General features: G+C 37.4%; 17 protein-coding genes and 1 tRNA gene. 6 read left to right on the top strand and 12 right to left on the bottom strand.

Annotation, left to right across the window (positions count from 1 at the left end):
• Positions 1-116: 116 nt before the first annotated feature.
• Positions 117-1,517: an argininosuccinate lyase gene (argH, locus tag B9N62_RS05205; RefSeq protein ID WP_087584672.1), complete on the bottom strand. Its 1,401-nt coding sequence runs from the start codon at positions 1,515-1,517 to the stop codon at positions 117-119.
• A 205-nt stretch (positions 1,518-1,722) separates the two neighbouring features.
• Here argH and B9N62_RS05200 point away from each other — a divergent pair, with 205 nt between their 5' ends.
• Positions 1,723-2,112: a hypothetical protein gene (locus B9N62_RS05200; RefSeq protein WP_087584671.1), complete on the top strand. Its 390-nt coding sequence runs from the start codon at positions 1,723-1,725 to the stop codon at positions 2,110-2,112.
• Positions 2,113-2,114: 2 nt separating this feature from the next.
• On the opposite strand, the gene B9N62_RS05195 is transcribed toward B9N62_RS05200, so the two are convergent.
• The 4 genes from B9N62_RS05195 to B9N62_RS05180 are packed head-to-tail and all read right to left on the bottom strand — an operon-like array spanning position 2,115 to position 5,591.
• Positions 2,115-2,654 (bottom strand): oxidoreductase, encoded by a 540-nt coding sequence (locus B9N62_RS05195; RefSeq protein ID WP_087584670.1) that lies wholly within the window; start codon positions 2,652-2,654, stop codon positions 2,115-2,117.
• Positions 2,655-2,657: 3 nt separating this feature from the next.
• Positions 2,658-4,835, bottom strand: a complete 2,178-nt coding sequence (locus B9N62_RS05190) for a heavy metal translocating P-type ATPase (protein ID WP_087584669.1) — start codon at positions 4,833-4,835, stop codon at positions 2,658-2,660.
• A gap of 1 nt (position 4,836) precedes the next feature.
• Positions 4,837-5,040, bottom strand: a complete 204-nt coding sequence (locus B9N62_RS05185) for a heavy-metal-associated domain-containing protein (RefSeq protein WP_054196255.1) — start codon at positions 5,038-5,040, stop codon at positions 4,837-4,839.
• On the bottom strand, positions 5,037-5,591 hold the full coding sequence (locus B9N62_RS05180) for a GNAT family N-acetyltransferase (RefSeq protein WP_087584668.1): 555 nt from the start codon (positions 5,589-5,591) through the stop codon (positions 5,037-5,039). Before B9N62_RS05180 ends, B9N62_RS05185 begins: the two co-directional genes overlap by 4 nt.
• A 151-nt stretch (positions 5,592-5,742) precedes the next feature.
• On the opposite strand from B9N62_RS05180, the gene B9N62_RS05175 reads away from it, so the two are divergent.
• From B9N62_RS05175 to B9N62_RS05165, 3 genes are read left to right on the top strand one after another with little or no spacing between them, the layout of a single operon-like run.
• Positions 5,743-6,450 (top strand): YebC/PmpR family DNA-binding transcriptional regulator, encoded by a 708-nt coding sequence (locus B9N62_RS05175; RefSeq protein WP_021090734.1) that lies wholly within the window; start codon positions 5,743-5,745, stop codon positions 6,448-6,450.
• A gap of 11 nt (positions 6,451-6,461) precedes the next feature.
• On the top strand, positions 6,462-6,956 hold the full coding sequence (locus B9N62_RS05170) for a peptidylprolyl isomerase (RefSeq protein WP_087584667.1): 495 nt from the start codon (positions 6,462-6,464) through the stop codon (positions 6,954-6,956).
• Between the two features lie 11 nt (positions 6,957-6,967).
• A complete protein-coding gene (locus B9N62_RS05165; RefSeq protein ID WP_087584666.1) occupies positions 6,968-8,323 on the top strand; it encodes a cation:dicarboxylate symporter family transporter in 1,356 nt (451 codons plus the stop codon).
• Positions 8,324-8,667: 344 nt separating this feature from the next.
• Here the strand turns inward: B9N62_RS05165 and pckA are convergent, their stop codons facing one another.
• The 7 genes from pckA to B9N62_RS05130 all read right to left on the bottom strand — a co-directional run bounded on the left by pckA (position 8,668) and on the right by B9N62_RS05130 (position 18,194).
• Complete coding sequence (gene pckA / locus B9N62_RS05160) at positions 8,668-10,242, bottom strand: phosphoenolpyruvate carboxykinase (ATP) (RefSeq protein WP_180382163.1); 1,575 nt, start codon at positions 10,240-10,242, stop codon at positions 8,668-8,670.
• Positions 10,243-10,347: 105 nt separating this feature from the next.
• A complete protein-coding gene (locus B9N62_RS05155) occupies positions 10,348-12,150 on the bottom strand; it encodes a biotin/lipoyl-containing protein (RefSeq protein WP_087584664.1) in 1,803 nt (600 codons plus the stop codon).
• Between the two features lie 122 nt (positions 12,151-12,272).
• The gene (locus B9N62_RS05150; RefSeq protein ID WP_054196248.1) at positions 12,273-13,661 is read right to left on the bottom strand and encodes a TRAP transporter large permease; all 1,389 of its coding nucleotides are present in this window, start codon (positions 13,659-13,661) and stop codon (positions 12,273-12,275) included.
• On the bottom strand, positions 13,661-14,170 hold the full coding sequence (locus B9N62_RS05145; RefSeq protein ID WP_021090735.1) for a TRAP transporter small permease subunit: 510 nt from the start codon (positions 14,168-14,170) through the stop codon (positions 13,661-13,663). Before B9N62_RS05145 ends, B9N62_RS05150 begins: the two co-directional genes overlap by 1 nt.
• Before the next feature lie 9 nt (positions 14,171-14,179).
• Entirely contained in the window at positions 14,180-15,520 is a 1,341-nt protein-coding gene (locus B9N62_RS05140; RefSeq protein ID WP_021090462.1) for a sodium-dependent transporter, read from the bottom strand.
• Positions 15,520-16,851 carry a sodium-dependent transporter gene (locus B9N62_RS05135; protein WP_087584663.1) on the bottom strand — a complete coding sequence of 444 codons (1,332 nt, stop codon included), beginning with the start codon at positions 16,849-16,851 and terminating at the stop codon, positions 15,520-15,522. The genes B9N62_RS05140 and B9N62_RS05135 overlap by 1 nt, the downstream gene beginning before the upstream one ends.
• Positions 16,848-18,194 (bottom strand): sodium-dependent transporter, encoded by a 1,347-nt coding sequence (locus B9N62_RS05130; protein WP_087584662.1) that lies wholly within the window; start codon positions 18,192-18,194, stop codon positions 16,848-16,850. Before B9N62_RS05130 ends, B9N62_RS05135 begins: the two co-directional genes overlap by 4 nt.
• 205 nt (positions 18,195-18,399) lie before the next feature.
• On the opposite strand from B9N62_RS05130, the gene B9N62_RS05125 reads away from it, so the two are divergent.
• Together B9N62_RS05125 and B9N62_RS05120 are read left to right on the top strand one after the other, a co-directional pair.
• Complete coding sequence (locus tag B9N62_RS05125; RefSeq protein WP_004317263.1) at positions 18,400-18,702, top strand: F0F1 ATP synthase subunit C; 303 nt, start codon at positions 18,400-18,402, stop codon at positions 18,700-18,702.
• Positions 18,703-18,750: 48 nt separating this feature from the next.
• Positions 18,751-18,835 (top strand) — tRNA-Leu (locus B9N62_RS05120).
• The last annotated feature ends 35 nt before the right edge of the window (positions 18,836-18,870 follow it).

Below are 18,870 nucleotides of genomic sequence, written 5' to 3'. Positions count from 1 at the left end.
AAGCTTCATTTTCTCTTTGCAAAGCTTCATTTTTACTACAAAGCTCTTTATTTTTGCCATCAAAAAACATTTTTCATCCTTTAAAATTTGTAGATTTTGCATAATTATAACTCTTTTTACTTAAGCCAGTAGTCTAAAATTTCTATCTGCTCATCAACGCTTTTATTTGCCGTGCCGCCCTGCGAACAACGCGCCTCTTTTGAAGCGTGAAGATCTAAAAATTTAATAGCATTTTCGTCTAAATTTTCATCAACACTTTTTAGCTGCTCTTCATTTAATTCACTTAAATCAAGTCCTAAGTTTTCAGCCTTTGCGACAGCTTTGCCTGTGATAAAATGTGCCGTTCTAAATGGGATGTTTTTTTCACGCACTAGATAGTCTGCCAAATCAGTCGCACTTAGATGCCCAGTTTTTGTCGCTTTTAACATGTTTTTTTCATTAAATTTAGCTGTTTTTATCATCTCATTTAGGATAGTAGCCGAGCTTAAAATGGTTGAGACGCTGTCAAACACACCCTCTTTATCTTCTTGCATATCTTTATTGTAAGCAAGTGGCAGGCCTTTCATCGTGGTTAGTAACGCTACTAAATTTCCATTTACGCGCCCAGTTTTACCGCGTATGAGTTCAGCGACGTCTGGATTTTTCTTTTGAGGCATTATGGAGCTTCCTGTGCTATAAGCGTCGCTAATGCTTACAAAGCCAAATTCTTGCGAACTCCAAAGTATGAGCTCCTCACAAAGCCTAGAAGCGTGCATCATAAAAACGCTAATGTTAAATAAAATCTCAAGCGCAAAATCACGGTCGCTCACGCTATCCATCGCATTTTGCGTGCAACCTGCAAAGCCAAGCTCACTTGCAACGATAGTTCTATCTATCTTATGGGGAGTGCCTGCAAGGGCTGCTGAACCAAGCGGACTTAGGTTGTTTCGCTCATATGAGCTAACAAAACGCTCGAAATCTCTTTTAAACATAAATGCATATGCTAGCAAGTGATAGCTAAGGCTTACTGGCTGAGCGTGCTGAAGATGTGTGTAGCCTGGCATTAACGTATCTTTGTGGTTTTTTGCCAAATTTGTAAGCGTGGCGATGAGCTCTTTTATACATGAAGAAATTTCTAAATTTTTCTTCAAAACGTAAAATTTAAAATCAAGCGCAACTTGGTCATTTCTACTTCTAGCTGTGTGCAGTCTGCCTCCAAGCTCAGCTCCGATGATCTGGCTAAGACGCTTTTCAACTGCCATATGTATATCTTCATCTTCTATTCTAAACTCAAATTTACCTGCTCTTATCTCAGCCAAAACCTCATCAAGCCCCTTTATAATCGCCTCTGACTCATCTTTTTTCAAAATTCCACAAATTCCAAGCATCTTTGCGTGAGCCTTACTCCCGGCGATATCTTCTTCAAAAAGATTTTTATCAAAATTTATAGAAGCATTAAATTCCTCAAGTAACTTCGAGCTAGCCTCGCTAAATCTTCCCTCCCACATCTTTTTGTGTGCGCTTTTCTCTTCTTTCATAGCTTTGCCTTTAATTAGTTTTGCGTGATTTTAACAAAATAGTACTTAACTGGGTATTTTAACTATAAAGTTGCAAAAAAGTTATAAATATAATTTATCTTTAAGGATATAGAAATATAATTCAAAATATAACTTTTTAAAAACTATTTTAATTTTCTATTGAATATAGTTTAAAATAAAAATAATCTATAAGAGGAAAGATTATATGCAAATAGATGCGAATATGAACTCAAACATTTTCTATCATGATGGCTATACATCTATCTCTTCAAATAGCTCAAAAACAAGTATGCTAGTATCTTCTGGCTATGACAAGAAAGATATTGTTAGAAGCAATGAAATAAATGTAGAACAAAGAGAGGATGCTAAAATTTCTCCTATAATTATTAATAAAGCGAGCGCTATACAGTTACAAAAGGACTTAGAAAAATTACAAGATCAAAAGCTAGATATTTCGCATCAAATTTCAAGCATCCAAAGCCTAGAAGATCGTAACTCTATGCAAATGCTTCATTACTTAAATTTAGAGCAGTCAGCTATTCAAAATAACATTTTAAGCATTAAAACTCAAATGATAGAAATGACACAGGCTTAAAACTAAGCCTTGCCAATAATAGTTTCTAAAACTAGGCAAAAATCCTCTAAAAAATATCCCATTGATTTATAAAAATTGCTAGTTGCGTCTTTTTGGATATCTCTTGAAAGCTGTTTAGCATAAGGCAAGAAAAATGAGACACTAAAAGCTGCAAGAAGCTTCATAGACTCCTTAGATGCTTCGCTTTTTAAAATATTTGCTATTAAAATTAGCTGATTTGAGATGCTATCAACCTCGCCAATTTTTGGCTGAAAATTTATAGCCTTATAAAATTGAGCTAGATCATCTTTTGCAGATGAAAAATAGTAGCTTGCCTCAAATTTTGACTTTAAAATGACAAAATCGTCACATAAAGCAGCACTACTTTCATCTTTGATAAATTTGGTATAAAGCTCATTGCCTTTTTTATTTGCTTCGCTATTTGTCTGCGTTATCCACGCATTTGTCTTTTTGATACGCATAAAAGATGAAACATCCAAAATGCCACTAAAATTTGCAGCAAGCGCAGCCGCTACAACGCTATAAAGTTCTCCAAGTTTCAAATTTTAATCCTTAAGTCGTAAATATCTAAGTCTAAGTGCGTTTAAAACGACAGTAACAGAGCTAAGACACATTGCCATTGAGCCATAAACTGGGCTTAAAAGTAGCCCAAAGACAGGGTAGAGCACGCCTGCAGCCACTGGGATACAAATCGCGTTATACATAAATGCCCAAAATAAATTTTCTTTTATGTTTGCCATAGTAGCATTTGCTAATCTAACTAGTCCAGTCACTCCACGCAAATCATTTTTAATAAGCACGATATCTCCAGCACCTTTTGCTATATCTGAGCCCGAGTTCATAGCGATACCAACACTTGCTTCTTTAAGTGATGGTGAGTCGTTTACGCCATCTCCAACAAAGATAACGCCACCATGATTTGTAAGCTCTTTTATCTCATTAAATTTATCTTCAGGCAGCATATTTGCGTGATATTTACTCACATTTAGCTTCTTAGCGATGCTTGCAACTACTTTCTCATCATCGCCTGAAAGGATCACACTTTGTAAATTTAGACTTGTAAGCTCGTTTATAACATCACTTGCCTCGTCTTTTAGCTCATCACTAAGCGTTAAAAAACCAACAAATTTTTTATTTATAGTACAAAGTATGACGCCGCTTCCATCGTTTGTAGCCTCTTTTATAGCGTTACTTTCATCCGGATTTAAACTTACTTCATTTGCCAAAAGCAGCTTTTCGTTTCCGATTATTATCTGATTATTCTCATCCTCATAGATGATGCCTTGCCCGACAACATTTTGAAATTTTCCATTTAGCTTTTGTAAATCTATACATTTTTGCTTTGCATATCTAACGATAGCTTTTGAGATGAGATGCTCACTTAAATTTTCAGCAGAAACGATAAGAGCTAAATCTTGCTCGCTTAAATTTGAGCTTTTGACGCTGATTTGTCCTTTACTAAGTGTGCCTGTTTTGTCAAATGCTACGAATTTAGCATCTTTTATTAGCTCTAAAACTTCTGGATTTTTTACTAAAATTCCAGCTTTTGCACCACGTGCAAGCGAGCTTACTATTGCTATTGGCGTAGCAAGTCCAAGAGCGCATGGACATGAGATTATTAAAACGCAGATCGCGCTAGAGATCGCATAGGCGAAATTTCCACTAAAAATTATCCATATTAAAAATGTAAGAACTGAGATCGCCACGACACTTGGCACAAAGATGTTTGCTATCTTGTCAGCCAGCCGTCCGATAGGCATCTTTTTAGAGCTAGCGTCGCTTAGTAGGTTTAAAATTTGAGATAGCAAGCTCTCGTAAGAGCTCTTTGTCACCTTGACGCTTATGTAGCCATTTGTGTTTAGAGTGCCGGCAAATACGCCATCTCCCACCTCTTTATAAACTGGCAAGCTCTCTCCTGTAAGCATAGAAGCATCTATCTCAGCGCCACCTTGAACTATCACGCCATCACATGGAACATTGTAGCCATTTTTTACGATGACGATGTCGCCTACTTTTAGCTCATTTACATTTACCTCTTTACTATGTCCATCTGGCATGACCAAAAAGGCGGTCTTTGGCGAAATTTTAAGTAGCGTCTTTAGGTAGTCGCCTGCCTTTGCCTTTGAGCGCTCTTCAAGATACTTACCTAGCAAAACAAAGGCTATTATCATCGCTGCGCCCGAGACATAGACATTTTTTAGATCATCTGGGATGAAATCTGAAAAGATCACAACAAAAAGCGAGTATAAAAATGCACTGCCGCTTCCAAGAGCTACAAGCACGTTCATATCGTAGTTTTTGTTTTTAACAGCCTCTATGGCGTGAGCAAAGAAGTCTTTGCCACTAAAAGCTAGCACCAAAAAGCCAAGCGCTAAAATGGCTAAATTTACAACCACGCTAGGCCTTACAAACATCTCAAGCGCCATGATGACCATGCTCGCTAGAAATGCAAATATAAATTTATTTCTGATCGCAGTTATATGCTCGTCTCTTTTGGCTTCGAATTCATCAATATTTGTCGCCACAAAGTAGCCAAGCTTTTTTATCTTTTGCTCTAAAACTTCACGCACGCTAGCGTCTTTTAGGACAAATTCGCCGCTTGCATTTGCAAAATTTACATTTGCTTCAAGCACCCCATCTATCTTTTTAGAAACTTTCTCGATAGCGTTTGAGCAATTTACGCAGCTCATTCCCGCTATATTTAGCTTGACTTTTAAAGGCATATCAAAGCTCCTTTATAACGTCAAATCCAAGATCAGCCATTTCAGATTTAAATTTTTCAACTTCACTATCTTTAAGATCAACCCTAACTTGTCTTGGCTCTTTGCTAAGATCAACTTCTATCTTGCCAAAGTCATCTTCAAGTGCGTTTTTTATAGTGTTTGCGCAGTTTTGGCAGTGGATATTGCTTGCTTCAAATGTTTTCATATTATCTCCTTTATCATATGGTCGTATTCATGTAAATTTACAATTTTCTTAACATTAAATTTAAAGCCCAAACTCTCGTAAAATTTACGAACTTTTGGCTTGTTTGTATCTACTATTAATGAAACCTTTTTATGCCCTAGCTCTTTTGCCTTGACAAATGAATGCCTTATAAGCTCTTTTGCAAGCCCTTGGCCTCTAAAATTTTCATCAACAGCGATACTATCTATATAAAACTCATCATCAAAACACTCTTTTTCTACCTGGGCGTCTTTGCCAAGCGCCTTTAAATGCTGCAAAATTTCTATATCAAGTTGTTCCGCGTCGCCACCAAAATATACACACATAGCAGCGATAATTTCCTCATTATGTTTATAAACAAAGACATTTTTATAGCTTAGTCTATTTGTCTCACTTTTGAAAAAAATTTCTAAAATTTCATCACTTTTAATAGGATCATCGTAGCCACTTAGCTTGTAGGCGATATCCTCCATTGCTAGATTTAGTAGCTTTATGCATCTTTTTGCATCTTGTTTTTGAGCATTTTGTATCATGTGCGTCATTATAAAACTCTAGCTTAAATTTTTACCAAATATTTTTTTAAATTTACAAAGTTAGGCGCTTTGGCTGGCAAACTAAAAATGTTTTAAAAAAGTATAAAATTTTTTTAGTTATAATCCGTAAAAAATTTATTTAAGGATATTTATGGGACGAGCATTTGAGTACCGAAGAGCGGCAAAAGAAGCTAGATGGGATAAGATGAGCAAAGTATTTCCAAAACTTGCAAAGGCTATAACAGTAGCGGCAAAAGATGGCGGATGTGATCCGGATATGAACCCTAAACTTCGTGCAGCTATCGCAGCGGCAAAAGCTGAAAATATGCCAAAAGATAACATCGATGCAGCTATAAAAAGAGCAAATGGCAAAGATAGCGCCGATATTAAGACTATTTTTTATGACGGTAAAGCAGCTCACGGCGTGCAAATCATCGTTGAGTGTGCGACCGACAATCCAACAAGAACGGTTGCCAATGTTAAAGCGATATTTAGCAAAAATGGTGGAGAAATTTTACCAAGTGGCAGCCTTAGCTTTATGTTTACAAGAAAGAGCGTTTTTGAGCTTGAAAAACCAAGTGCAGACATTGAAGAGATCGAGCTTGAGCTGATAGATTATGGTCTAAGCGATATCGAGGCTGACGATGAGACGCTATTTGTATACGGTGATTATGCAAATTTTGGCACACTTCATGAAGGTATCGAAAAGCTAAATTTAGTGGTTAAAAAAGCTTCACTTCAATACTTACCAAATCAAACCGTGAATCTAAGCGAAGAGCAAATGCTTGAGGTTGAGAGACTTCTCGATAAGCTAGAAGATGATGATGATGTTCAAGCAGTTTATACAAATATCGAATAAAAGGGAAATACATGCGTTTTGATGAATTAAAAGTTTATAATATAAATTTAGATGAACTTAAAAAAGATAAATTTGTAGTTTTAGAGACAGACAAAGGCGAGATCAGACTTGAACTTTTTGCCGAAGAAGCTCCACAAGCTGTCGCAAATTTTATCCATTTGATAAAATCAGGCTTTTATAATGGTCTAAATTTTCACAGAGTTATACCAAATTTTGTCATCCAAGGCGGTTGTCCAAATGGCACAGGTACAGGCGGTCCTGGCTGGAGAATAAAATGCGAATGCGACAACCAAAGGGTAAAACACGAGCGCGGTAGCCTAAGCATGGCCCACGCGGGGCGTGATACTGGCGGATCACAGTTTTTCATCTGTCATAGCAAACAACCTCATCTTGACGGCGTGCACACAGTCTTTGGAAAATGCGTTGATGAAGAGAGCCTAAAGGTGCTTGACGCTATAAGACAAGGCGATAAGATCATCTCTGCTAAGATCAGAGAAAGCCTATAAAGGGGAAATTTATGAATAATACTAAAAAGCAAGGAAATCTTGCTGTAAGATTATTTACCAATCTTGCCTTTTGGGTTGTGATCGGTATTGTTGGTGGCGTTATCGTTGGCATGGTCGCACCTGAGCTTGGTATAGCAAGCAAGCCAGGCATTGATTATTTTATAAAAGCACTTAAAATTTTAATTGGTCCTATTATCTTTTTAACGATCGTTTCAGGTATCGTTGGACTTGAGAGTTTAAAAGATCTTGGGTCTATTGGATTAAAGGCATTTATCTATTTTGAGATAGTTAGCACGCTTGCTCTTGCTGTTGGTATCGTCTTTGGCGAGACACTTCGTCCGGGACATGGCATGAATCTTGACTACACTCAGCTTGATGCCTCAAGTGTGGCTAAATTTACATCTCAAGCTGCAAATATGGACGCAAATAGTGGGTTTGTAGCACATACACTTCATCTTTTAAGAGGTGCGGTGCCAGTAGATGACATTTTCCCATACGTTCATATACTTGATCCATTTATAAAATCAAACACACTTCAAGTACTTTTTATGGCTATTATCGTTGCAATCGTACTTTCACTGCTAGCTCATGATAAAAAACAAGCTTGCCTAAAGCCACTTGAATTTATTCAGCACTATGTCTTAAAACTTCTTAGTTGGCTTATGCTCTTTAGCCCGGTGGCTGCATTTTCAGCTATGGCTTATCTAATCGGTAAATTTGGTATCGGAACGCTTCTTGGCATGATGGAGCTTTTGGTTGTTATGGCACTTGCAAGCTGCTTTTTCATATTTGTGGTGCTTGGCGTTATCTGCTATTTTGCGAAAATCAATGTCTTTAAATTTATGCGTTTTATTTCAAAAGAGGTATTGATAGTCTTTGCGACAAGCTCGAGCGAAACAGCTCTTGCGCCACTTATGCAAAAGCTAGAATCAGCTGGTATAAACAGAGGCGCTGTTGGCCTTATCATCCCAACTGGCTACTCATTTAACCTTGACTGCACAAACATCTATTTGAGCTTAAGCGTTATTTTCTTAGCTCAAGCATTTAATATACCGCTAAGTTTTGAGCATCTAATAAGCATTTTAATCGTGCTAATGATCACAAGTAAAGGCGCAGTTGGCGTTACAGGATCGGGCTTTGTCGTCCTTGCTGGCACATTAAGCGCACTTCCGAGCACTGGCATACCAGTTGTCACCGTAGCTGTGCTACTTGGCGTTGATAAATTTATGTCAGAGATGCGTGCCGTAGGTAACCTTTGCGGTAACGCAGTTGGCTGCATGATAGTTTCTATCTGGGATAAAAAAGTCGATATGGATAAATTTAGATATGCGCTAGATCATCCAGAAGAATTTCACTTTCACTCATAATATACATTTATAACTATAAGGGCAACTTTGCCCTTATTATTTTTTTATTCTAAATTTAATGCGATAAATCTCCTCCTCAAACCTATAAAAATTTTTAAAAACAGCATCGCAATAAATGATATTTGATAACTGGTTCAAGCACAAAAAGAAAAACTAGAGGCTAATTGTAATAGGAAAATTTTATTAGCAACTCATATATTTGGCAATATCTAATATTTTGTTACTTACTAGAATAAATTTACAAATGTAACAATTGAACTTGGAATTTAGAAGAAAGATACTTTAATATCAAAAATGCCAACTAAAAAACTAGCCTTGCAAAATTTTTTACAAGGCTATGCAAATTAAGCTTTTGGTCCAGCTTTAGCGTACTCAACACCCTCTTTTACATCTTCGTAACGTTTGAAATTTTCAACAAACATTTTAGCGAGCTTATCACGTGAAGCGTTATACTCAGCAGGATTTGCCCATGTGTTTATAGGGTTTAGCAGTTTTGTCTCGACACCATCAAGCTCTTTTGGTATAGCAAAGTTAAATTTATCAAAATTTTCAAACTCACATTTTGTGATGCTGCCATCAAGGATTGCATTTATGCAAGCACGTGTCGCTTTTATGCTCATACGCTTGCCAACGCCGTAAGCACCGCCGCTCCAGCCTGTATTTACAAGATAGACATTAACGCCGTGTTTATCGATCTTCTCACCTAGTAGTTTTGCATAGACGGTTGGGTGAAGTGGCATAAATGGCTCGCCAAAGCAAGCGCTAAAAGTAGCAACAGGCTCAGTTATACCGCGCTCTGTGCCAGCAACTTTTGCTGTATAGCCACTTAGGAAATAATACATCGCCTGCTCTTTTGTCAGCTTTGCAACTGGAGGAAGCACGCCAAAAGCGTCAGCGCTTAAAAAGATAATATTTTTTGGATGGCCGGCACTTGAGCTTGGCTCGTAATTGTCGATGTGATAGATCGGATAGCTCACACGTGTGTTTTCAGTCTTTGAGCCATCTTTGTAATCAACCACGCCCTTTTCGTCAGCCACGACGTTTTCAAGTAGCGCATCACGCCTAATCGCTGCGTAAATTTCTGGCTCGCTGCTTGGATCAAGGTTGATACATTTTGCGTAGCAGCCGCCCTCAAAATTAAACACGCCATCATCGTCCCAGCCGTGCTCATCATCACCTATTAACTTGCGTTTTGGATCAGTTGAAAGTGTCGTTTTACCAGTGCCAGATAGACCAAAAAATAGCGCTGTATCGCCCTTCTCGCCTACGTTTGCAGAGCAGTGCATACTTAGCTTTCCTTCAAGTGGCAACCAGTAGTTCATCATAGAAAAAATGCCCTTTTTCATCTCGCCGCCGTACCATGTGCCGCCGATCACCGCGACGTTTTCTTCGACGTTAAAGATAACAAAGACATCTGAGTGTAGCCCATCAGCCTTGTAGTCCTCATTTTTTGTCTTACAAGCGTTATATACTACAAAATCAGGCTCAAATTTAGCTAGCTCTTCCTTGCTTGGACGGATAAACATATTTTTTACAAAGTGCGCTTGCCACGCTACTTCAGTGACAAAGCGGACTGATTTTTGGCTCTTTTTGCTAGCTCCACAAAATGCATCTTGGATGAAAATTTCTTTACCGCTTAGCTGCTCTTTTGCTTTTTTAAGAAGCTTATCAAATAGCTCTTTTGTGATAGGCTGGTTGATCTTGCCCCAAGCGATATACTTTTGACTTGGATCTTGTTTGACAAAATACTTGTCTTTTGGGCTTCTACCTGTAAAAATTCCAGTATCAACCATAAATGTGCCGTTGCTTGAGACTCTGCCCTCGTTGTTTGCCTTTTCAAGCTCAAAAAGCTCGTCATAGCTTAGATTGTGATTTATCTTTTTGATCTCTTTTAGACCTAGCTCGTCTAGCTTATTTATCATGTTGTTTCCTTTTAAATTTTCGTTTCTTTATAAATTTGACCTAAAAGTCATCAAAATGTTAATCAAATTTCGCTTAACACTATCTTTTTAAAAGTGGCAAATTTATTTAAATCTAGCCACCACTTGATTGTTTGCAACGCTTTGACCTTTACTAACCTCGATAGAGCCTATGACGCCGTCTTTTGGGGCTTTGACCTCTATCTCCATTTTCATCGCTTCAAGCACAACTACAGCTTGCCCTTTTTTGACTTGATCGCCAGGGCTTACTAAAATTTTATGCACAGCGCCTGGCAAGCTTGCAACGATATCATTTTCAGTTGCACCTGCTACTGCACTTTTGGCATTTTTTACACTCTTGCCTTCAACTTCAGTGATTGATTTTACTTGGATGCTATCGTTAAAGCCCTCGCTTACTTCGACATTGTAGCGGCTACCATTTACGACGACACTATATCTGCCACTTTGAGTTTGTCTGCATTCATTTGCCTTAGCGTTTGGATCGATCTTTCTTACATTTACTTTGGCTTCACCTTTTAAAAATGCGATGCCTTTTTCTTTACAAGCAGCTGCTATAAATATATTTTCTTCGGTAGTTTTTATATTGTTTTGCTTTAGAATTTCTTTTACATGAGCAAGCGACTTGCTCTCATCTTTATCGGCTATATCAACTGCGTGTTTTGTAGTTGGTTTTAACCCTAGTTGCTCGCTTGCAAGCTTAATGATCTCTTTATCAGGCGTAACTGGGGTCTTGCCAAAGTAGCCAAGCACCATTTTGCCGTATCCCTCGGCGATCTTTTTCCACTTGCCAAACATCACATTATTAAATGCTTGTTGGAAGTAAAACTGACTAACCGGGGTCACTGAAGTACCGTATCCACCCTTTTGCACTACTTCACGCATCGCAAGGATGACCTCTGGGAATTTATCTAAGATATTATTATCTCTCATCATCTGGGTATTTGCAGTGAGTGCGCCACCAGGCATCGGTGAAAATGGTATAAGTGGGCTTACTTGCACGGCCTCAGGTGGTAAGAAATACTCTTTTAAGCAGTCATTCAAAACGCTTTCATATTTTAAAATTTTCTCCACGTCAAGTCCGCCAAGATCATAGTTTTTGCCTTTTACTGCATGAAGCATGGTTAAGATATCTGGCTGGCTTGTACCGCCACTTACTGGGCTTGCGGCTAGATCTATGCCATCAACGCCGGCTTCAAGCGCTGCAAGATAGCAAGCCACACTTACGCCTGCAGTTTCATGTGTGTGAAGTCTGATATGAGTTTTTTCTGGCAGCAGCTTTCTAGCCATTTTTATGGTTTCATAGACCTTTTGTGGGCTACTTGTGCCACTTGCGTCTTTAAAGCAAACGCTGTGATATGGGATATTTGCATCTAAAATTTCTCTTAAAATTTTCTCATAAAATTTAACATCATGAGCTCCCACACAGCCACTAGGCAGATCCATCATCGTAACAACAACCTCGTGTTTTAGTCCGTGATGAGCGATCCTCTCGCCTGAATATTTTAAATTTTCAACGTCATTTAGTGCGTCAAAATTTCTAATGGTGGTGGTTCCATGTTTTTTGAAAAGCTTTGCGTGAAGGTCGATTAGCTCACGACTGCCAGTATCAAGTGTTACGGTATTTACGCCCCTGCTTAGGGTTTGAAGATTTGCTTTTGGTCCTACGATGCTTCTAAATTTATCCATCATCGCAAAAGCATCTTCATTTAGGTAAAAATAAAGGCTTTGAAATCTCGCTCCGCCACCAAATTCAAAATGCTCTATACCAGCCTCTTTGGCTGCTTCAAGCGCGGGCAAAAAGTCGTTCATAAGCACCCTAGCGCCATAAACTGACTGAAAGCCATCTCTAAAAGTCGTATCCATAACATCGATAAATTTCTTCGCCATATTTCACCTCATTAAATTTATAAATTTACTAAAAAGCGGTCATAAAAATGGCTAAATTGGGCAGAAACTCAAATTAGCCATTTTGCTTGTTTTTTGGTATTTTACAACCAAAAACTTTTATATCATTTAAAAAGTGAGAGTAAGAAGTTTAATAATCCGCCGTGGCTCGCATCAAGCATTGGCTTTAATTCCATTAGAAAGACGCAGAAAAATACAAGTACAGCAAGCTGAATAAAAATATAAGGCACAACACCTTTATAAATAGCAGTCGTTTTTATCTCAGCTGGTGCGACTGACCTTAGGAAAAATAAGCTAAAACCAAATGGCGGCGTTAGGAATGAAGTTTGCAAATTCATCGCAACTAAGATTGCTAGATAAATTGGATTTATACCAAGCTTTGCAGCTATTGGCACCAAGATAGGAAGCACAATGTATGAAATTTCAACAAAGTCAATAAAAAAGCCAAGCACAAAGATGACAACCATACTAAAAATGATAAAGCCCCACTTCTCGCCTGGCAAATTTGTCATAAATTTTTCAACAATCTCATCGCCACCAGTGTAACTAAATACCATAGAAAAGGCTGTCGCACCAACAAGTATAGCAAAGACAAGTGCTGTGGTTTTTACGCTTTCAGCCAATGCCTCTTTTATCATAGAAAATGAAAATGTCCTATAAAAAATAGCTAAAATAATGGCTCCAACGCAGCCAAAAGCTGAACTTTCAGTTGGTGTAGCGATACCTGCAAATATAGAACCCAATACACAAATAACCAGCAAAAGCGGTGGAAAGATAGCGATTAGTGCTCTCATAATCTGCTTAAATTTACTAACACCGCTCTCATCTTTTACTACCGGTGCAGTATCTGGTTTCAAATAAGCAACAATCAAAATATAAATGATATAAACTGCTACTAGTGTGAGTCCTGGGATGATGGCTTGATGAAAAAGCTCACCAACTGGCACTGAAAATATATCACCCAAAATAATCAACACGATAGAAGGTGGAATGATCTGTCCAAGCGTACCAGCAGCACATATAGTACCACAACCTAGCGCTTGGTCGTATTTATACTTTAACATAACAGGCAAACTTATAACACCCATTGCAACGACACTTGCACCAACAACACCAGTTGAAGCTGCAAGAAGTGCCCCAACCAAGATAGTGCTAATAGCAATGCCTCCGCGAATTTCTCCAAAAAGCATACCCATACTCTCAAGCAGCCTCTCGGCTAGTTTTGACTTTTGAAGCACGACACCCATAAATACAAAAAGTGGAACTGCTATGAAAATTCTACTCTCCATGATAGAGAAAATTCTATAAGGCATGAAGTTAAACATATCTTTAAAAACTTCGATACTTCCAAGTAGTCCATCTCCGTCTCCAATGCTCTCAACAATACTACCAATCATGCCAAATATCATCGAAACTGCACCAAAGGTAAAGGCTACCGGAAAGCCAATGCCTAGCATCAAAAGCGCAGCTATAAACATTATCAAACCAGCCATTATTCCCCCTTTTTAGCTTTTTTGTAAAGATTAAAATTTCTTATAAAAAAGCCAATCGCAAAAAATACAAGCAGATAAAAAGAAAAAGGAATAAGTGCTTTTATGATCCATCTGTGAGTAAGACCGCCTGGATCTGCACTAGCTTCAGCTGAAGTATAAGCATCACTCACAAATTCAAACGATAAATTTGAAACTAAAAGTGCAAATGGGATTACAAAAATAACAGTTCCTATCATATTTACAAGAGCTTTGTTTTTTGGTGAAAATTTAGCATAAAAGATATCAACTCTAACGTGTGCATCTTCTTTTAATGCATAGCTCATACCAAGCAAAAATATCACAGCAAAAAAATGCCACTCAAGCTCCTGAAATGCGACGTTCCCATAAGAAAAAAAATATCTTGCCACAACGTTAAAAAAGACGTCTATTATCATCAAAGCCATAATAAACATGCAGATATAGCCGACTATATCGCCGACCTTATCAAAAAATTTCTCAACTTTTTGCATAACCAACCCTTAAAAAAACAATTTATTTATCATGATGATAAATACGCAAACTGGCGCCACATATCTTAATAAAAAATACCATGCACTAAATACAAAGTCGCTCATATATGGACTAAATAGCACATAAAGTGCCTCTCTTTTCATAAAATATCCAACAAATATCGCTCCACCTATACCACTAATTGGAAGCAGAACATTTGAAGCGGTAAAGTCAAGAAAATCAAAGAAATTTTTACCAAAGAGCATAAATTTGTCGCCAACATTTTCTATATTTGATAAAAGACATAAAAATCCTAAAACAAAAACACCGGCTCCAACTATGCTAAGAGCTTTTATCCTACTAATGCCATACTCCCTGATCAAGAAAAATACAAACGGCTCTACGATAGAGATAGCTGAAGTAATGCCAGCAAAGATAAGTGCAGCAAAAAATGCTACAGCTAAAATTTGACCTATCACACCAAGCTTTGCAAAGAGCGTTGGAAGCGAGATAAAGACAAGTCCTGGTCCTTGAGACGGCTCGGCACCAAATTCAAATATAAATGTAAAGATAACAAGACCCATCATAATGGCTAAGACGATGTTTATAAAGACGATACTTAGCGTAGAAGTAGCTAAATTTGTATCATCGCTTAGGCTAGCTGAATATGTAATGATCGCTGCCATACCAAGAGATAGTGTCCAAAAAGCAAGCCCAAGAGCAAGCAAGAGTGAGTTAAATGAAATTTTACTAAAGTCGGGAACAAGCAAAAACTCAGCCGATTTTGTAAAGCCATTCATTGTCATAGAAAAGATAAGCATGATTAAAACCATGATAAATAGGCTTGGCATCATCCAAACATTTAGCTTTTCAATACCACTTTTCACACCCTTTGAAAGGATAAAAAAGCAAGCTACAAATGCTATAACAAAATAAAGCGTCTGCTCGCCAAGACCATGTGTAAGAAGCTCGTTAAATATTACTTTTGAGCTTTCTATATCGTTTGGAAGACCGGTAAAAGATAGTGTGAAATACTTAAAGACCCAGCCGATGATAACAATATAATAAGATGAGATTATAGCTGCGGTTACCATAGCTAAAATTCCAACTAGTTGCCATAAATTTTTATTTTTATTCGCTAACTTTCTAAAGGCATTTACACTATCGCTCTCACTAAGTTTGCCAATACTTAGCTCTGCCATAAAGATAGGTATGCCAACTAAAAACGTTATCAAAAGATATAAAATAACAAATGCTGATCCGCCATTTTCACCGACCATATATGGAAATTTCCATGCATTTCCAAGTCCAACAGCTGACCCTGCAACTGCTAAAACATAACCTATTTTAGAAAACTGTTCTTTTGCCATTATGCAATCTCCCTTACTAACACCACAAAAACTAGAACTGGTGCCACAAACCTTATTAAAAAATACCAAATTTTAAAAACAACCTCACCCATATAAGGCAAAAATAGCTCTTTTAAAAGCTCAAATTTCATAAAGTACCCAACAAAAATGGCAAATATAATGCCACCAAGTGGGAGCATAATGTTTGAGCTAAGATAATCAAGCAAATCAAAAAAGCTCTTACCAAAAAATGTAAGTGCTTCTTTAAAATTGCCAATACCGCTTAATGCACATAAAATCCCTAAAACATAAACTACGGCACCGACAATGATAATTGATCTATTTCTACTAAATCCCAAACTTTTATTTAAGAAAAATATAAATGGCTCGACTAGCGAAATAACCGATGTTATACCAGCAAAAAATAAAGATGTAAAAAATGCAAAAGCCAAGAAATTTCCAAGCAAACCAAGCTTTGCAAAAAGCGTTGGAAGCGAGATAAATGCTAACCCTGCACCCTTTGATGGCTCTGAGCCAAATTCATAGGTGAATGTAAAAACTATAAGCCCTATAATTACGCTAATAATTATATTTGCAAAGACTACATAAAGCGATGAAGTGAATAAATTTGTATCATCTCCAAGACTTGATGAATAAGTAAGGATACAGCCTATGCCTATACACATTGTAAAAAAGGCAAGCCCAAGAGCGTTTAAGATAACGCCTTGATCGATCTTTGAAAAGTCTGGCACTAGTAAAAATTTAGCCGCCTCTTCAAATCCATTCATACCAAAAGAGTAGCCAAGCATAAGCAAAAGCAAAATAAAAAGTGCTGGAATAAGATATATATTTATACGCTCTATTCCACTTTTTATACCTTTTGTAAGTATAAAAAAGTATGCAAAAAAAGCGATGCTAAAATATAAAATTTGCTCCTCTATGCCCTTTGAAGTAAAATTTACAAAAAGCGCTTCTGAGCTTGCCATATCTTTTGGAAGCTCACCAAGACTTAAGATAACGTATTTTAAAACCCAGCCGATAATGAGCGTATAAAAAGATGCGATGAATAGCCCTGTCACCATCACAACACCAGCAAATTTCCAAGAATTTGCCCCCTTTGTAGCTAGACTTTTAAATGCTCCAACCGTGTCAAGGCGTGAAATTTTACCCATTGCCATCTCAGCAAAAAATATGCTAAGCCCAACCACAAAAGCAAAAAATAGATATATAAGAATAAATGCTGAACCGCCGTTACTACCGACCATATATGGAAATTTCCATGCATTACCAAGGCCAATAGCCGCTCCAATAATAGATAGAACAAAACCAACTTTACTAAATCTATCCATCATTCACCTACTATTTGATAGATCATGATGGCACAAATTGCAATTAGCACAATATATCTTAGAGTGAAGTACCAAATTTCAAAGAATACTTTTCCCATAAATTCGCCAAAGAGTAGATATAGGCTCTCTTTTTTAAGTTTATAGCCAACAAAAAAACTAAAAATTATGGCACCTATTGGCATCATTATATTTGAAGTAAGAAAATCAAGCGCATCAAAGACTGGCTTACCAAAAATACTAAAGATATTAGCCGTCTGTGCATAATATGAAAAAATACAAAAAAGGCCTAAAATATAGACAAAAATTCCAATATAAACAAGAGCCATTTTGCGTGAAATTTCAAATTTTCTAACCAAATAATAAGCAAATGGTTCTATCATCGAAACAGCACTTGTAACACCAGCAAATAAAAGTGAAACAAAAAATGCGATGGCCATGACATTGCCAACTATCCCAAGCTTTGCAAAAAGTGTAACAAGTGAGATAAAAATAAGCCCCGGGCCACTTGCCGTGCTATCAGCTCCATAAGCAAATATAAACGTAAAGACCACAAGTCCCATCATAATGCCTATTAATATGTTTATAAAGATGATAGAAAGCGTTGATTTTATAAGATTTGTCTGCTCTGGTAAATTTGCAGCGTATGTCGGTATTACACCAACGCCCATAGATAGCGAGAAGAACGCGAGTCCAAGAGCTTGTAAAATAACATCTGGCGTGATTGCGCTAAAATTTGGTACAAATAAAAATTTAGCCGCCTTAACAAAGCCATCACCCATGCTAATTGCATAAAAAAGTATACAAATAAGCAGTATAAAAAGACCCGGCATCATCCAAATATTTAGCTTCTCAATGCCACTTTTCACACCTTTTGAAACAGCAAAAAATACCATTAGAAAGACTAGACTAAAGCAAACAATAGCGCTACTTAGATCATTCGATAAAAGCGTATTAAACTGTTGGACTGCCTCTTCTTGATTGCTCAAAAGTGGCGAAAAGCCAAGATAAATATACTTTAATATCCAGCCAATTACAACCATATAAAATGAAGCAATAAGTATCGCTCCTATCATGAAAAAACCAGAGAACGACCACGCTTTTTTATGCTTTGGAGCAAGTTTATAAATAGAGCTCACAACGTCGCTTTCGCCAAGCTTGCCGATACTAAGCTCTGCTAAAAACGCCACAAATGCGATAGCAAATGTAAGGAGCAAATATAAAATTATAAATGCTGAACCGCCGTTGTTTCCCACCATTGTAGGGAATTTCCAGGCATTGCCAAGACCAACAGCAGAACCAGCCATCGCAAGAACAAAGCCTATTTTTGAAAATTTTTCATTTATCATTGATTACCTGAGATTAAGAATAAATTAATTTTTTCAAAGATAACATAAAAAAACTTTTATTTTTCTAAGCTAAGAATTTTTTATGGGCAATTTAAATTTTTAGTGTTTTTATTTGAAACAAAGTTTTGTTTTTGTAATATTACGGCTCATAAAGTTTAAGTAGGGGACAGATCCGAAAGAGCTTTAAAATTTTAAAGGAGCAACGATGAAAAAGATCGTGTTTTTAATTCTTGGTCTTGCTGCATTCGCATTTGGCGCTGATGGCGAGATGATCAGATCATATTCAGTTATCGCTGGTGGTATTGGCCTTGGCCTTGCAGCTCTTGGTGGCGCTATTGGTATGGGTAACACAGCTGCTGCGACTATCAGCGGAACAGCTAGAAACCCAGGTGTTGGTAGCAAACTTATGACTACAATGTTTATCGCTCTTGCGATGATCGAAGCACAAGTTATCTACGCACTTGTTATTACGCTTATCGTTCTTTACGCAAACCCAATGCTTGGCTAAGCGTAGAGCTTAAATTTAGCCCCCTCTTTGGGGCTTTTGTTCTTTTTTGCGATCATGGTGGAATTGGTAGACACGCTATCTTGAGGGGGTAGTGCCGCTAGGTGTGCGAGTTCGAGTCTCGCTGATCGCACCATCTAATCTTACACTTCAAAATCCAAAATCTTACAA

The sequence above is a fragment of the Campylobacter concisus genome (assembly GCF_002165785.1).
Taxonomy (GTDB): Bacteria; Campylobacterota; Campylobacteria; order Campylobacterales; family Campylobacteraceae; genus Campylobacter_A; species Campylobacter_A concisus_W.
This window is presented reverse-complemented; position numbering and strand designations above follow the sequence as displayed.

Bases quoted from the DNA above. Each gene is read 5' to 3' on its own strand.
- argH (WP_087584672.1), bottom strand. From the start codon at position 1,517: ATGAAAGAAGAGAAAAGCGCACACAAAAAGATGTGGGAGGGAAGATTT.
- B9N62_RS05200 (WP_087584671.1), top strand. From the start codon at position 1,723: ATGCAAATAGATGCGAATATGAACTCAAACATTTTCTATCATGATGGC.
- B9N62_RS05190 (WP_087584669.1), bottom strand. From the start codon at position 4,835: ATGCCTTTAAAAGTCAAGCTAAATATAGCGGGAATGAGCTGCGTAAAT.
- B9N62_RS05185 (WP_054196255.1), bottom strand. From the start codon at position 5,040: ATGAAAACATTTGAAGCAAGCAATATCCACTGCCAAAACTGCGCAAAC.
- B9N62_RS05180 (WP_087584668.1), bottom strand. From the start codon at position 5,591: ATGATACAAAATGCTCAAAAACAAGATGCAAAAAGATGCATAAAGCTA.
- B9N62_RS05175 (WP_021090734.1), top strand. From the start codon at position 5,743: ATGGGACGAGCATTTGAGTACCGAAGAGCGGCAAAAGAAGCTAGATGG.
- B9N62_RS05170 (WP_087584667.1), top strand. From the start codon at position 6,462: ATGCGTTTTGATGAATTAAAAGTTTATAATATAAATTTAGATGAACTT.
- B9N62_RS05165 (WP_087584666.1), top strand. From the start codon at position 6,968: ATGAATAATACTAAAAAGCAAGGAAATCTTGCTGTAAGATTATTTACC.
- B9N62_RS05155 (WP_087584664.1), bottom strand. From the start codon at position 12,150: ATGGCGAAGAAATTTATCGATGTTATGGATACGACTTTTAGAGATGGC.
- B9N62_RS05150 (WP_054196248.1), bottom strand. From the start codon at position 13,661: ATGGCTGGTTTGATAATGTTTATAGCTGCGCTTTTGATGCTAGGCATT.
- B9N62_RS05145 (WP_021090735.1), bottom strand. From the start codon at position 14,170: ATGCAAAAAGTTGAGAAATTTTTTGATAAGGTCGGCGATATAGTCGGC.
- B9N62_RS05140 (WP_021090462.1), bottom strand. From the start codon at position 15,520: ATGGCAAAAGAACAGTTTTCTAAAATAGGTTATGTTTTAGCAGTTGCA.
- B9N62_RS05135 (WP_087584663.1), bottom strand. From the start codon at position 16,851: ATGATGGATAGATTTAGTAAAGTTGGTTTTGTTCTATCTATTATTGGA.
- B9N62_RS05130 (WP_087584662.1), bottom strand. From the start codon at position 18,194: ATGATAAATGAAAAATTTTCAAAAATAGGCTTTGTTCTTGCGATGGCT.
- B9N62_RS05125 (WP_004317263.1), top strand. From the start codon at position 18,400: ATGAAAAAGATCGTGTTTTTAATTCTTGGTCTTGCTGCATTCGCATTT.